Raw genomic sequence first — 13,652 nt, forward strand, 5'->3', positions numbered from 1 at the left:
GGAGACGACGGGGGCGTAAGGCATGAAGTCCGAGGAGACACCGCGGTGGGCGTCGGCCCTCGACGCGGTAGTGGTGTACGCGCAGGGCGCGTTGTGCAGCCGGCTGGCACGCGGCACGGTGCCGCCGCAGGGGCGGGTACGGGTGGCGGGTCTGCCCCGCTCGATGGACCCGGGATCCCTGCGCGCCCGTGTGCTCGGCGACACCGGTGTGCGCGTCACCGAGGTCCGGGTGGAGGTGGACGCCGAGCCGGCCGCGACCGGCTCCACGGACGCCTTGAGGCAGGAAGTGGACCGGCTGGGCGACGAGGAGGCGGCGGTGGAAGGCCGCCGCGACCGGCTCCTCGCCCGCATCAAGGAGATCACGGACCTGCGCCCGGTCCCGCCCGCCCGCAAGCGTGACGACCCGCACCGCCGCACGCCCGTCGAGGCGTGGCTGACCCTCGCCGACTTCGTCGACGAGCGGCTGACGGCGCTGCACCGCCGCCTCGCCGAACTGGAGACGGAACTGAGCCGTGTCCAGCACGACCTCGGCGTCGCGACCGACCGCTGGACCAGGAGCTCCACCGACGCCCCCGCCGCCCACGTCGAGACCACGGTCTGCGCCGTCCTGACCCTGGACGGGACGGGTGAGGTGGACCTGGAGCTGGAGTACGGGGTCCCGGGCGCCGTGTGGGTGCCGGCCTACCGGCTGGCCTACCGTCAGAGCGCGGACTCGGGCAGTCTCGTCCTGCGTGCCTCGGTCGCCCAGCGCACCGGCGAGGACTGGACCGGGGTGCGCATCGCCCTGGCCACCGCCGATCTGCGCCGCCGCACCGACCTGCCGCAGCTGCGCTCCCTCCGGATCGGCCGGCGCCAGCCCGCCCCCGCCGCCACCGGCTGGCGCGAGCCCCCGGCGGGCCTGGCCGACCTCTTCACCGGCTACGACTCCGCCGGCCCGCGCCCGACCACCGCCCCGATGGCCGTCGGAGCCGCGCCCCCGCCCCCGCCGCCTCCTCCGGCCTTCGCCGGCAGCGCCCCCGCCCCGGTCCTCCCGCCCGTCCCCATGCCTCCGCAGGAGACGCTGTACGGCGTACGGCCCCCACGCCCCGTCGAGCCGGGCGGCCTCCCGCCGTCGGTCCAGGCCGCGGCGCCCGACTCCGCGCAGGCACGGCAACGCAGCCGTCCGCGGGCGGGCGGCGCGCCCGCCGCCCGCCCGCCGGCCCCCGCCGCCTCGATGGCCCCGCCGCCCCAGGCACCCCCGGCGCCTCCCGCGCCGGTGACCGGTCCGCCGCAGCCCACCGGCGACGAGCTCGACTACGCCGCTCTCGTCCTCGACGGCCCCGAGCAGCCCGGCAACCGCAGGGGCCGCCTCTTCCCGCACACCCCCTCCGACCTGGTGGCGGCCGAGTACCGGCGACGTGCCGAGGCCGTGGCCTCGCTGCCGCTGCCCGGGCACGCCGTACGGCCCCGCAGGTCGGCGGGCTCCTTCGACCACCGGTACGACGCCGTCGCCCGCGCGGACATCCCCTCGGACGGCACCTGGCACACCGTCACCATCAGCGAGATCCCCGTCGGCCTGCGTACCGAGTACCTGTGCGTGCCCTCCGTGCAGGAGAAGGTGTACGGGACCCTGGTGCTGTCGAACGCCACCGACCAGGCACTGCTGGCCGGGCCCGTGGAGGTCACCGTCGACGACGACTTCCTCCTCACCGCCGCCCTGCCCACCCTCGCGCCCGGCGGCGTCCGCAGGATGGGGCTCGGGCCCGCCGAAGGCATCCAGGTCACCCGCCGAGCTCACCTCAACGAGTCCACGGCGGGCCTGCGCAACAACGTCACCGTCCTGGACCACCGGGTGCAGGTGGACGTGGCCAACCGGCTCGCCCGGCCCGTCCGCGTCGAGGTCCACGAGCAGGTGCCGGTCACCTCGGAGACGGACGTCCGGATCGAGGAACGGGCCGACTGGGCCGTCCCCGACGACGAGAAGGGACCCGATCACCACGCCCCGGGCACCCGCGTCTGGCGCGTCGACCTGCCCGCCGGGGGCACCGCCGCCCTGCACGGCGGCTACGAGATCCGTATCCCCGCCGCGAAGGCGCTGGCCGGCGGCAACCGCAGGAGCTGACACACACCATGGCCACGGATCCCGACATCATCCCCGCCCCCGTCACCGCCGTCACCTGCCTGGAGGACCGCGCCCAGGTGGAGCGCGCCCTCACCGTGGAGCTGCGAGCAGGGGTGCAGCGGCTGCGCCTCGGCCCGGTCAGCGCGCTCGCTCTCGACCGCACCCTCCATGCCGATGTGACGGCCGAGCACGAGGCGAGCGTCCTGGACGCGCGTATCGTCCGCGCCTGGACGCCGCGCGAGCCGCTGCCCACCGCCGACGACTCGGAACTGCGCCGGCGCGCGCACGCGCTGGAGGAGGAACAGCACACGCTGGAGCAGCGCGCGGACCGGCTGCGCGCCCGGCTCGACCTGCTCGGCCGTCTCTCCACGGACCTGCTGCGCGAGATCGGCGAGGGAACCGGCTCGGGCGAGTCGGACACCCTCCGCTGGACCGAGGAACTCGACGGTGTGGACGCCGAACGCGACGACCACAGCGAGCAGTTGCGCGCCACACAGGCACAGCTGACGACACTCGCCACCAAGCTCCAGGACACCTGGCAAGCCGTCCTCCTGTCGGAGCAGCAGCCCGCCGAACTGCTCGGCCACATCGAACTGACCGTGCGGTCCGCCACCGCGGGACCCGCCCGCCTGCGGCTCAGCCACCTCACCGCCTGCGCCCTGTGGCGCCCCGCCTACCGGGCCGTGCTCGACGGGGAGTCCCTGACCCTGGAGACGGACGCCATCGTCTGGCAGCGCACCGGCGAGGACTGGTCCGACGTACTCCTCACGCTGTCCACGGCCCGCTCGTCCTCGGCCACGGAACCACCGCGTCTCACCGAGGACCGGCTGACCCTGACCGACCGGTCCCCGGCCGAACGGCGCACGGTCGAAGTGGAGTTGCGCGAGCAGGAGATCACCGATCTCGGCCCCGCCCCCGTGCTCGGCCTGCCCGGCGTGGACGACGGCGGCCAGGCGCGGGTGCTGCACTCCCCCGCCCCCGTCACCGTGCCCACCGACGGACGCGCCCACCGCGTACCGCTGTCCTCCGTCACCACCCCCGCGCACAGCGAGTACGCCTGCTCCCCCGAACTGTCGCCGCTGGTGACCCAGTTGGTGCGCTTCGACAACCCGACCGGGCACGCCCTGCTGGCCGGACCCGTCGACCTGGTCCGCGGCAGCGGCTTCACCGGCCGCGGCACGCTCGGCTTCACCGCCCCCGGCGCCCCCGTCGAACTCGCCTTCGGCAGCCACGACGACTACCGCGTCCTCCGGCACACCGAGGAGACCCGCGACACCACCACCCTGACCCAACGCACCACCGTCACCCGCACGGTACGCCTGCACCTGTCCCGCTTCTCCGCCCCCGGCACCCACACCGACCAGACGGTCGTCCTGCGCGAACGCGTCCCCGTCTCCGAGGTGTCCGCCGTGGACGTACGCCTCCGCAAGGAAGCCTGCTCCCCCCTCCCCGACACCGTCGACGACGAGGGCATCGCCCGCTGGGACATCGCCCTGCCACCCGGCGGCCGGCGCTCGATCACCCTGGTGTACGAGCTCTCGGCTAGCGGCAAGGTCAGCGGTCTCTGAGCACGACGGCTCCCCCTGAGGCCAACTGCGCCTCAGGGGGAGCTCACTCAGGCATCTCGGATGTGATCAGTGGTGGAACCCGACGCGGTCGGCGTCGTGGGGGCGTCCTTCGTCGAGGCGTTTGATCGCTCTGCGCATGTCCTCGGCGAGGAGTTCGATCTCGTCGCGGTCGACGCCGTGGCGTACGAGGACTCGCTGGATCACCGTCTCCTGGCGGTCGGGCGGGAGCGGGTAGGACGGGACCTGCCAGCCGCGCATCCGGAGCAGGTCGGAGAGGTCGTACAGGCTCCATCCGGTCGAGGCCGGATCGGTGAGGGTCCAGGAGACGGCGGGCAGCGCTCCGGCGCCGTCGTAGAGCAGGGTGAACGGCCCCATCTCGGCGATCTGGCGGCCGAGGTGCTGCGCGGTGTCGGCGCACGCCTCGTAGACGAGCCGGTATCCCTCGCGGCCCAGGCGCAGGAACATGAAGTACTGCGCGACGACCTGGCCGCCGGGGCGGGAGAAGTTGAGGGCGAGGGTGGGCATGTCGCCGCCGAGGTAGTCGACATGGAAGACCAGGTCCTCGGGCAGGGCCGCCTTGTCGCGCCACAGGGCCCAGCCGACACCGAGCGGCGCCATGCCGTACTTGTGGCCGGAGGCGTTGATCGAGGAGACCCGGGGCAGACGGAAGTCCCACTCCAGGTCGGGGTGGAGGAACGGAGCGATGAAGCCGCCCGAGGCCGCGTCGATGTGGAGCGGGACGTCGAATCCCTTCTCCGCCTGGATACGGTCGAGTTCGGCCGCGATCTCCACCACCGGCTCGTAGGTGCAGGTGTAGGTCACGCCCAGGATCGCGACGACACCGATGGTGTTCTCGTCGACGTACTGGCTCAGCTGGTGCGCCTGGAGGCCGGTGGCGCCCGGCTCCACCGGGACCTGGCGCAGCTCGACGTCGAAGTAGCGGGCGAACTTCTCCCAGCACACCTGCACCGGGCCGCACACGAGGTTCGGCCGCTCGGTCGACTGACCGGCGGCGCGGCGGCGGTCGCGCCAGCGCCACTTCAGTGCCAGGCCGCACAGCATGGCGGCCTCGCTGGAACCGGTGGTGGAACACCCCACGGCGGGTGCGTTCCCGTCGGCACCGGCCGGCGCGTGCCACAGGTCGGCGAGGATGTTGACGCACCGGGACTCGATCTCCGCGGTCTGCGGGTACTCGTCCTTGTCGACGATGTTCTTGTCGAGACACAGGTCCATCAGGTGGCGGACCTCGTCATCGGCCCAGGTGGTGCAGAAAGTGGCCAGGTTCTGCGCGGCGTTGCCGTCGAGCAGGAGCTCGCTGCGGAGCAGTTGGTAGACGATGTGCGGGGGTGCCGGCAGCTCCGGCATGACCCGCTTGGACAGGGGCTGCTCGCTGATCGGCGAGGTGAAGATGTCGGCGGCCGGGTCGGCGGCCGCTTCCTTGGCGTTGTGCAGGGCCACCGGGCGCACCTCTCGCATCGTTCTGCCGTGTCTCTCTCGGAGGCTATGGGCGGACCCCCGAGGGCGACAGCGGACGTACTCCACGCGGGGCACGGCCACGGCGGGCGGGCGTGGGCCCGAGGTCCGGTGTGCGGGCGCCGGGGGTGCCGTCGCTGCTCGGGTCGGGCTGCGTGCCCCTTACGGTGAAACGCCCAGGAAATGACAGTTGTGCAGGGTGTGCTCTGGCAGAGTCGGTGGCTGTTCGGCGGCGGCACGAAGCGAGGTGCCCCGTGCGCCCAGTGACCCGGGATGTGCCATGAACGACCCACAAGACGACTCCGGCGGGACGGCCGGCCGGGGCACCGGGAACCGTGCTGTGTCGTCCGCCCGCACGCGCCACGCCTTCCCCGTCGTCCGGCCCACGCGCGGCATCGGCGTCGGCGCACCCGCATGAGGTCCGCGGAGCAGCGCGCGGAGGGCGCGGGGCCGTTCACCACCCGGCTCACCTGGCGGCCTCCCGGCGGCGGTACCGCGGTGTGGGAGTCGCGGCCCGCCCGGAGGCGCGGCGTCATCGCCGTCCGGGAGCCCGGTGCCCGTGCCAGCAGCCACACCAGCGCGGACCAGGTCTCCCTGAGCCGGCTGCGCAGGCTCAACACCGTCGCCGCGACCGCCTTCGTCATCGGCGGGGCCCTCTTCGCGGTCGGCGCCGGCATCGCCCAGTTCGGTTCCGGAGACGCCCTCACCTCAGCCTCGGTCTACTTCGTCGGCGGTCTCTTCTTCAACACCGGCGGCTATGTCTCCCTGCTCCAGGCGGTCAACGCACCCCGCCATGTGCCCGGCGGCGAAGGCCGGCTCGTCACCCGCGGCTGGCGCTGGTGGAGCTACGAGCCGACGCGGGTCGACTGGCTGAGCGCGTTCGTCCTCTTCGCCGGCACCCTGGTGTTCGCCGTCGACCTCGTGGAATCGTTCCGTGAAGGGCTGAACGCCCACCAGGTCAACCGGCGGATCTGGGCCCCCGATGTGATCGGCTGCGTGCTGTTCCTGATCTCCGGACATCTCGGGTTCGTGGAGATCTGCCACGGCCGGGGGCCGTGTCTGCGCTGCCGCAGTCTCGGCTGGTGGATCGTCGCCGTGAACCAGGTCGGCTCGGTGCTCTTCATGGTCTCGGCACTCGCCGCGTACACCCACCCCGCCACGGACACCCTGATCAACGCGGGCATCGCCAACTGGGGCACACTCCTCGGCGCGGTCGCCTTCTCGGTGGGGGGTGTGCTTCAGCTCTGCGAACATCCTTGACCTTCGAGGAACCTCATCGCACGCGTGCGGTCGAGCAGCGGACCGGCGTCGCCCTCCGACGCGTACGCGGCATCGCGGAGGTCATCCTGCATCCCGATGGCGACAGCGCCTGACAGGTGGAGCACGGCGATCGGGCCGCTCTCGGAGATGAGCACTGCGCCCGCGCAGGGGGCCGGGCTTCGGTGCGAACAGCCCTGCGACATCAAGTCTCGCCGGTGGGCTGGACGTTACGGCGCGGTGGCCTGCGGAAGGTCTGTGCTGGGTACGCGACGCCAGTCCCATGCGGGGTAGCCGGGGACAAAGATGATCACAGATGGCCAGGACACGCGTGCACCTCCGCGGTGACCGTAGCCCGGGAGCGCGGTCGGTTCGCCGCGTTTTCGCCCCGGCCAAATGGGCTGGCCTGCACGTAGGCCCCACGGCGGCGTCGGGCGACGTGTGTTGGCGGGACGCGCGGGATCTGTGGTCCCGGCCGGTGACCACCCGAGCCGCGCGCCCCGGAAGCCATCCTTCCGCTGCTCGCGGGCAAGGTCTGCCGGGCTTTGCGTCATATGCCAGGCGGGCGAGGCGCGGTACATGCCTGGTCAGGGGCTGTCGGCTTCCTGTCCGAGCTCACCACCTGCAATTGGTGTGCGACTAGAAGTGACGGGTCCCGGGGGGGTCACAAAGCCGGGAGGCCGTCCCACACCCGTTGTCGCCGCTGCCTGCTTGTACTTCGCTTCGTCTCCGGTCAGCGCGGAATGACCCAGGTCGGCGTCCAGGTCCCGGCAGTGTCCTGGTCGGCCGCCGCGGCGGCCAGGTGGGCGCGGAGGGTGTTCAGCGCGGGGTGGGGGTTGTCGCGGTGCCAGAGGAGTGAGTGCGGGTAGACGGGGGTCGGGTCGGTCACCGGGATACGGCGCAGACCGTGGCCGGCGGGCCAGACCAGGCGGGTGTGCCCGCCCATGAACGTGGCCAGGGCCGGGGTGTCGGCGATGGTGTCGAGGAGCACGTCGGAGCCGAAGTTGGGGCCGGTCGCCTCGACGGTGAGGCCGAACTCGGCGACGAGGGCGTCGTAATAGGCGGCCCATTCGGTTCCGGGGACGATGCCGGGCATCCAGATCCGGTGCCCGGCGAGCCGAGCGAGAGGTACCGAGCGGGCGCCCGCCAGCGCGTGCGCCGGGCCGGTGAGGAGCTCGAGCGGCTCGTCGAGGACCCGGACGGACTCGATGTCCTCGGGCAGGGGCCGGCCGGGCGCGGCGACGGCGCGGAAGGACGCGTCGATCGCACCGGATCGGATGGCGCCGAGGGCGGTCTCGATGTCGAGCAGCGTCACCACGTCGAGGTCGATCTCGGTGTGCGTGCGGTGGAAGCCGCGCATCAGGCCGGACGCGGCGCCGCGCAGGGCGATCACGTCGACGCGCAACGGGCGGCGGTCGGGGCGCACGGACGCGGCCGCGCGCTCGGCGACGCGGAGCAGCTCGCGCGCGTGGGGCAGGAACGCCTGCCCGTCGATGGTCAGCTCGGCGCCGCGCGCGGTACGGGTGAACAGCCGCACCCCGAGGCCGCGTTCCAGCGCGGCAATGCGCTTGGAGACGGCCTGCTGGGTGACGGTCAGCTCGGCGGCGGCCTCCTGGAACCGTCCCGCGTCGGCCGCGGCGACGAAGGTCCGTACGGCTTCGAGATCCATGCCACCACCCTAGACGTACAACCAGTGGTTGTGAGTGAGGATGCCACGGTTGTTTGATCCGCAGGTGGGGTGCCCGCTTTGATGATTCCGGTCGCACATCGGTTGTGCGGGTGGCCGGCGAGGGGGAACGGGCATGGGCAGCGGGCTTCGGCCGGGGCGGGTCCTCGGAGATCGGCTGGGGCCGGGTTTCGGGTGGCTCTGGGCGGCGTACGGGACCAGCGCGCTCGGGACATGGCTCGCCTTCGGCGCGTTTCCGCTGATCGCCGTCCAGGTGCTGCACGCCGGTCCGGCCGAGGTCGCGGCGATCGCGTCAGTGGGGGCCGCGGTGGGCGCGGCGGTGGCGGTGCCGCTCGGGCCGTGGGTGGAGTTCCGCCGCAAGCGGCCGGTGCTGATCGCGATGGACCTGGTGCGGTGCGTGGCGCTGCTGACCGTGCCGGTGGCGTACGCGCTCGGCGTGCTCACCTTCGTCCAACTCCTTCTGGTCTCCGTCGCCGTCGCGGCGGCCGACATCGGTTTCCGCGCGGCCTCCGGCGCGTACCTCAAGACACTGCTTCCGGCCGAGGACCTGCTCACCGCCAACGCCCGACTCGAATCCACCACCTGGACGACCACGATCATCGGGCCGCCGCTGGGTGGCGCGACGATCGGGCTTCTGGGGCCCATGGCGACGGTGGTGGCCGACGCGGTCAGCTACCTGCTCTCCGCCCTCGGCATCCGCTCGATAGGCGGGCACGAGCCGGAGCCCCGGCGCCGTACGGCCGCGCGGCCGCGGTCCCGGGACCTGCTGGACGGCTGGCGGTACATCCTCGACGACGCGGCGCTGCGTCCGCTCTTCTTCAACACCGTATTGTTCAACGGCCTGTTGATGGCCACCCAGCCCTTGATGGCCGTCCTGATGCTCGGCCGGCTCGGCTTCACCCCCTGGCAGTACGGTCTCGCCTTCGCGGCCCCCTCGATCGGCGGGCTGCTCGGTTCACGGCTGGCCCGGCCGCTCGTGGCCCGATACGGGCGGTACGAGGTCCTGGTCGCGGCGGGCGCGCTGCGCGCACTCTGGCCGGTCGGCCTGGCCTTCGTGGGACCTGGCACGGGAGGGCTCGCGCTGGTGATCGGCGTCGAGTTCGCGCTCATCTTCTGCTGCGGTGTCTTCAACCCGGTCTACGCCACGTACCGTCTCGACCGCACCCCCACCGACCGGGCCGCCCGCACGCTGTCCGCCTGGTCCGTGACGACAAAGGCCTCGACGGCCCTGCTCACTGCCCTGTGGGGAGTACTGGCCACCCTTCTCGGGCTCCGCCCGGCGATCGGCCTGGCCGGCGTACTTCTGCTGGCGACACCGCTCTTGCTCCCACGCCGGGCGACGGCGACGGCACCGGCTCCGGAGACGGAAGCGGCACGGAACCGTCGGTGACAGCCCGAAAACCCGGCCGTGGCAGCATGGCACCCTGGAGCAATGCGACCTGCCACCGATGCCATCAGCGCCGACCTGCGGCGCCTGCTCAACGAGTGGGATCCGATAGGCGTCGCGGACGATGTCGACGACGAGTACGACTGCATGCTCGTCCCCTTGCTCCAGATGCTGAGCGCCGGCGTCGACCAGCGGAAGCTCGGTGAATTTCTGCGGCACGAGCTGGAGGATCACTTCGGCCTCAGCCCTGTGCCGTCCGAGCCGCATGCGATGGCCGCTCGGGTGATGTCATGGTGGACAGCCGCCTGCTCGCACGGAGGTCGGTGAATGGCAACTGCCGCTGCCCGAGATCTGCGTAATCCGGTGACGAGTGTCCGCTGACCCGTCCACCTGGGGTGGCGACAGCCGGAGTGGCTGACTTTCTTCTCGTTGAGACATGCGCCGTACACCATGCATGGGCCATGGATTCACGGCGAAGGCGCTTCGGGCTCTCGCCGTCGCGTCGCGTTGTCGTGGCTTTCTGGTCTTCTTGAAAATGCGGGCGGCCGCCCGGTACCCAGTCGGTCCGCCGAAGCGGCGGATGCCGGGGAGCAGCGCTCACCTGCAATGCTCAGCAACACGGCCCGCATTGCCCTTGTCGGCGATCGATTTTCTTCCCGGCAGTCCCACTGCCGCCGTACCCGCGCACAGGTGTCAACGATGGTTTTTGGCTAACAAGCGATCGTTGAGCGACAGGGGGGTGTGCGTAGGGTGATGTCTGCGCGACGCTTTCGACCGTCACACAACAACGGGGAGCAGCCAAGTGGAGCAGCCGTCCAGGCCGCTCGGCGAGATATTACGCCGACTCGGCCTGATCATCGAAGTGCAGAGACTCGCCCCTGCGGACTCGGCCGTCCGGTCGGTGATGGTGCCGCTGGAGGTCGCGGCGCGATGAGCAGCAAGGCGATGAAGTCGCTCCTGGCCGACTTGGGCCGCCGTGCCGCGCGGACTCTTGAACGGCCGGCGGATCCAAGGGTCGTGATGGAGGAGTTCTGTCGCGCCATGAGCGTGCGCCGGGGCCGGCCGATCCAACTGGTCTTCAGGGCGTTCCCCGAGGACGTTCCCGCCTCCGGCCTGCGGCTGGACTGTGGTGACAGATCCGTCATCGTCGTGGAGGCACGCGCCGTCCCCGAGGCACAACTCGTCATTCTGGGCCATGAGTTGTGGCACGAGGAGCAGGGCGGGTGCGACCGTCACGCCACCGGGTTCTCCGCGGCTGCCCGGACGCTCGGCTCCGCCGAGTCCCCGAAGGCCCTGCATCAGGTCGCGGCCGAGATCCTCGCCGCCGAGGAGGTCCCCCGCGAGACGCTGCTGGCCGTCGCGGCCCGCGCGGCTTCCGTGGACGAGCACGAAGCGGATGCCGAGACGTTCGGTCTGATCTTCGCCCGTGAGGTCCGTACGTGGGTCAAGGGGCGTTACGCCAGAGGCCCGGTCAGCCCGTCCACCGTGGAAGGGCGCATCAACCTGTCCCTCAGCAACCACAGTGGGCAGATCCTGGGATGAGTCTCGAGGACCTCCGCATCCCGTACGTCGTACCGACTGTTCTGCTGATGGCAGGGCTCGGCCTGAAGTCCCCGACGATCCTGCGCTCCTGGAAGGACCCCAACGCGCGGGCGACCTGGTTCGTGCTGCTGTTCGCCTCGTCCGTGTTCCTGAGCGTGGCGCCCAGCAGCATCCGGAGGATCAACACGGTGACCGGAGTGGCGAACTTCGCCGCCCCGTGGTCCTATTCCCTGCTCACGCTGTTCTGCGGCGCCTGCCTCACCATGATCATCACCTGGCGGGAGGAGCCGACCGCGCGACGGCGGCGCCGGATCCAGCTGATCTGGGTCATCTACTCGGGCGCCGTCGCCAGCCTGTGGGTGACGTTCCTGCGGGCCGACGTACCGGTCGAGCGGGTCTACGATCTGGACACCTACTACGCCAACACGCCCTGGATGCGCGAGCACATCGTGCTGTACCTGCTGGGCTACATGGTCTCCGCCCTTGTCGCCGCGTGGATGATCTGGACCTGGATCGGGCGGGTCCGTGCCCGATGGCTACGGGGCGGTCTGGTGTTTCTCCAGGCCGGTTACGCCTTCGGCCTGGGTTTCGCCGTCTGCAAGCTCATCGCCATCGGCGCCCGCTGGACCGGCACGGACTGGGACGCGCTCAGTACCGACGTCGCTCCGCTGTTCGCCCTTCTGGGCGCGACCCTGGTGGCCACCGGCTTCATCCTGCCCGTACTCGGACCGTTCCTCCAGACATGGCCATGTGATCAGGCCGCCTTCTGGATCCTGAAGCCGTTGAAGAACCTGATCCGTGAGGTCGCCCCGCTGTCGGCCCGGGCCCGGGTCAGCCGCTTCGCACCCCTGGACCTGCGGCTGATGAAACGTCAGCAGCAGATCCACGACGGCCTGTTGCGCCTGGCGCCGTTCTTCGACGAGGCGCTGTACGAGCGGGCCTACCGGGTGGCGGCCGACCGGCACGGCGAGACGGCCGCCCGGGGCGTCGCCGGAGTCATCGCCCTGCGCTCCGCCGTCGACTCGTACACCAGCGGCACGCCCCGCGATCACGCCGGAGGGCCCGCCCAGATCAGTCGGGAGGTCTCGGACCATCTCACGGCGGTTTCACGGGCCATGCTCCGCCCCGATCGTGTTGACCGCATCCGCCGGCAGGCGAGCACAGACAGCACGCCCTCCCATGTCTGACAGCACAACTGCTCGCCGGAACAGAGCCGTTGTCGTAGGCGCCGGCGCCGCCGGACTGTTCGCGGCCACCGTGCTGGCGGAGTTCGCCGAGGTGACGGTCGTCGAGCGGGACCGCCTCCCCCAGCACGGCCCCCAGGCCCGACGCGGCGTTCCCCAGGCCCTGCACGCCCATCTGGTGTGGAGCGGCGGTGTGGCCGCCTTCGACGAGCTGCTGCCGGGCGTCGTCGACGAGGCCGTCCTGCGCGGCGCCCGTCTGGTCCACATCATGCGCGACATGGTCAGCCGCGCCCCGAACGAGGTGTGGTTCAGACGGTTCACCTCCGTATGTCACCACAGCCTGGTGTGCTCACGCCCCCTCCTGGACGCCGTCGTCGGCGCCCGCGTTCTGGACGACCCCCGGATCGAACTGCGGGAGGGCACCACGGCACTCCGGCTCGAAGGCACCTCCACCACCGTCACCGGCCTGCGCGTCCGCGTCGGCAGCCACAAGGACGAGGAGGAGACACTCCCCGCCGACCTGGTCGTCGACGCCTCCGGCCGCGGCTCGCGCGCCCCGCAGTGGCTGAGGGAACTCGGCCTGCCGGACGTCCCCGAACGTGAGGTGAACGCCGGAATCCGCTACGCCACCCGCCTGTTCAAGGCACCCGGCAGCACCACATCGATCGACTTCCCCCTGGTCAACGTACAGGCCAACCCCGCCCAGGCCCCCGGCCGGGCCGGCATCATCGTGCCCATCGAGGACGGACAGTGGATCGTCACGCTCTCCGGCAGCCGGGGCGGCGAACCCCACGACGAGCCCGGGCAGTTCGTCGACTTCGCCCTCGGCCTCGACGACCCGGTCATCGGTGAACTGCTGCGCGACGCCGAACCGATCGGCGACGTCGTCACCAGCCGCAGCACCGCCAACCAGCGCCGCTACTACGAAAAGGCACGCGACTGGCCCGACGGCTTCGTCGTCATCGGCGACGCCATCGCCTGCTACAACCCCGTCTACGGACACGGTCTCACCGTGGCCGCCCAGTGTGCTCTCGCCCTGCGCGACACCCTGCGGGCCCACCGGATCACCGCCCCCGGAACGGCCCGGCGCGTTCAGCGTGCCGCCGCGCGTCCGGTCGGCGCCGCCTGGGACCTCGCCGTGGGCCAGGACATCTTCTACCCGGGCGCCGGCGACAAACCGCCGACCTTGGCCGAGAAGCTCCTCGCCCGTTACGTAGACCGCTGTGTCGCGACCGCGGCGGGCAACCCCCGCGCCCTGGGCGCTCTCCTGGACGTGATGAGCCTCAGCAGGCCGCCCACGCGTCTGTTCTCGCCCGACATGCTCTGGCCCATGCTCGTCGGCCGTGGCAGGCGTCAGCTGACGGCCGCGCCGCTGCGTGACGAGGAACGCAAGAGGGCACATCCCTGAGTCCCAGCGGAGCGTGGGGCGTGGTGCGGGCCTCGCCCACCCGTG

10 protein-coding genes are annotated in these 13,652 nt (G+C 71.7%); 8 read left to right on the top strand and 2 right to left on the bottom strand.

Annotation, left to right across the window (positions count from 1 at the left end; translation table 11 throughout):
* Positions 1-22 precede the first annotated feature (22 nt).
* Positions 23-2,101 (top strand): DUF4139 domain-containing protein, encoded by a 2,079-nt coding sequence (locus tag ACZ6SQ_RS15360; protein WP_469561427.1) that lies wholly within the window; start codon positions 23-25, stop codon positions 2,099-2,101.
* Between the two features lie 8 nt (positions 2,102-2,109).
* Positions 2,110-3,669, top strand: coding sequence for a mucoidy inhibitor MuiA family protein (locus tag ACZ6SQ_RS15365; protein ID WP_469561429.1), 1,560 nt, complete (start codon positions 2,110-2,112; stop codon positions 3,667-3,669).
* Between the two features lie 66 nt (positions 3,670-3,735).
* Here the strand turns inward: ACZ6SQ_RS15365 and ACZ6SQ_RS15370 are convergent, their stop codons facing one another.
* Positions 3,736-5,127 (bottom strand): glutamate decarboxylase, encoded by a 1,392-nt coding sequence (locus ACZ6SQ_RS15370; protein ID WP_469561432.1) that lies wholly within the window; start codon positions 5,125-5,127, stop codon positions 3,736-3,738.
* Between the two features lie 429 nt (positions 5,128-5,556).
* Here ACZ6SQ_RS15370 and ACZ6SQ_RS15375 point away from each other — a divergent pair, with 429 nt between their 5' ends.
* Entirely contained in the window at positions 5,557-6,402 is an 846-nt protein-coding gene (locus ACZ6SQ_RS15375) for a hypothetical protein (protein WP_469561435.1), read from the top strand.
* Positions 6,403-7,132: 730 nt separating this feature from the next.
* On the opposite strand, the gene ACZ6SQ_RS15380 is transcribed toward ACZ6SQ_RS15375, so the two are convergent.
* Positions 7,133-8,068 carry a LysR family transcriptional regulator gene (locus ACZ6SQ_RS15380; protein ID WP_469561438.1) on the bottom strand — a complete coding sequence of 312 codons (936 nt, stop codon included), beginning with the start codon at positions 8,066-8,068 and terminating at the stop codon, positions 7,133-7,135.
* Positions 8,069-8,201: 133 nt separating this feature from the next.
* On the opposite strand from ACZ6SQ_RS15380, the gene ACZ6SQ_RS15385 reads away from it, so the two are divergent.
* The 5 genes from ACZ6SQ_RS15385 (at position 8,202) to ACZ6SQ_RS15405 (ending at position 13,607) form a co-directional block, all read left to right on the top strand.
* Positions 8,202-9,476, top strand: coding sequence for an MFS transporter (locus ACZ6SQ_RS15385; RefSeq protein ID WP_469561441.1), 1,275 nt, complete (start codon positions 8,202-8,204; stop codon positions 9,474-9,476).
* Positions 9,477-9,518: 42 nt separating this feature from the next.
* A complete protein-coding gene (locus tag ACZ6SQ_RS15390) occupies positions 9,519-9,800 on the top strand; it encodes a hypothetical protein (protein WP_386383390.1) in 282 nt (93 codons plus the stop codon).
* 603 nt (positions 9,801-10,403) lie between these two features.
* Complete coding sequence (locus tag ACZ6SQ_RS15395) at positions 10,404-11,015, top strand: toxin (RefSeq protein WP_389333108.1); 612 nt, start codon at positions 10,404-10,406, stop codon at positions 11,013-11,015.
* Entirely contained in the window at positions 11,012-12,202 is a 1,191-nt protein-coding gene (locus tag ACZ6SQ_RS15400) for a DUF6545 domain-containing protein (protein ID WP_469561445.1), read from the top strand. The genes ACZ6SQ_RS15395 and ACZ6SQ_RS15400 overlap by 4 nt, the downstream gene beginning before the upstream one ends.
* Positions 12,195-13,607: an NAD(P)/FAD-dependent oxidoreductase gene (locus ACZ6SQ_RS15405; protein WP_469561448.1), complete on the top strand. Its 1,413-nt coding sequence runs from the start codon at positions 12,195-12,197 to the stop codon at positions 13,605-13,607. The genes ACZ6SQ_RS15400 and ACZ6SQ_RS15405 overlap by 8 nt, the downstream gene beginning before the upstream one ends.
* The last annotated feature ends 45 nt before the right edge of the window (positions 13,608-13,652 follow it).

The organism is Streptomyces sp. NPDC048600, assembly GCF_055587025.1.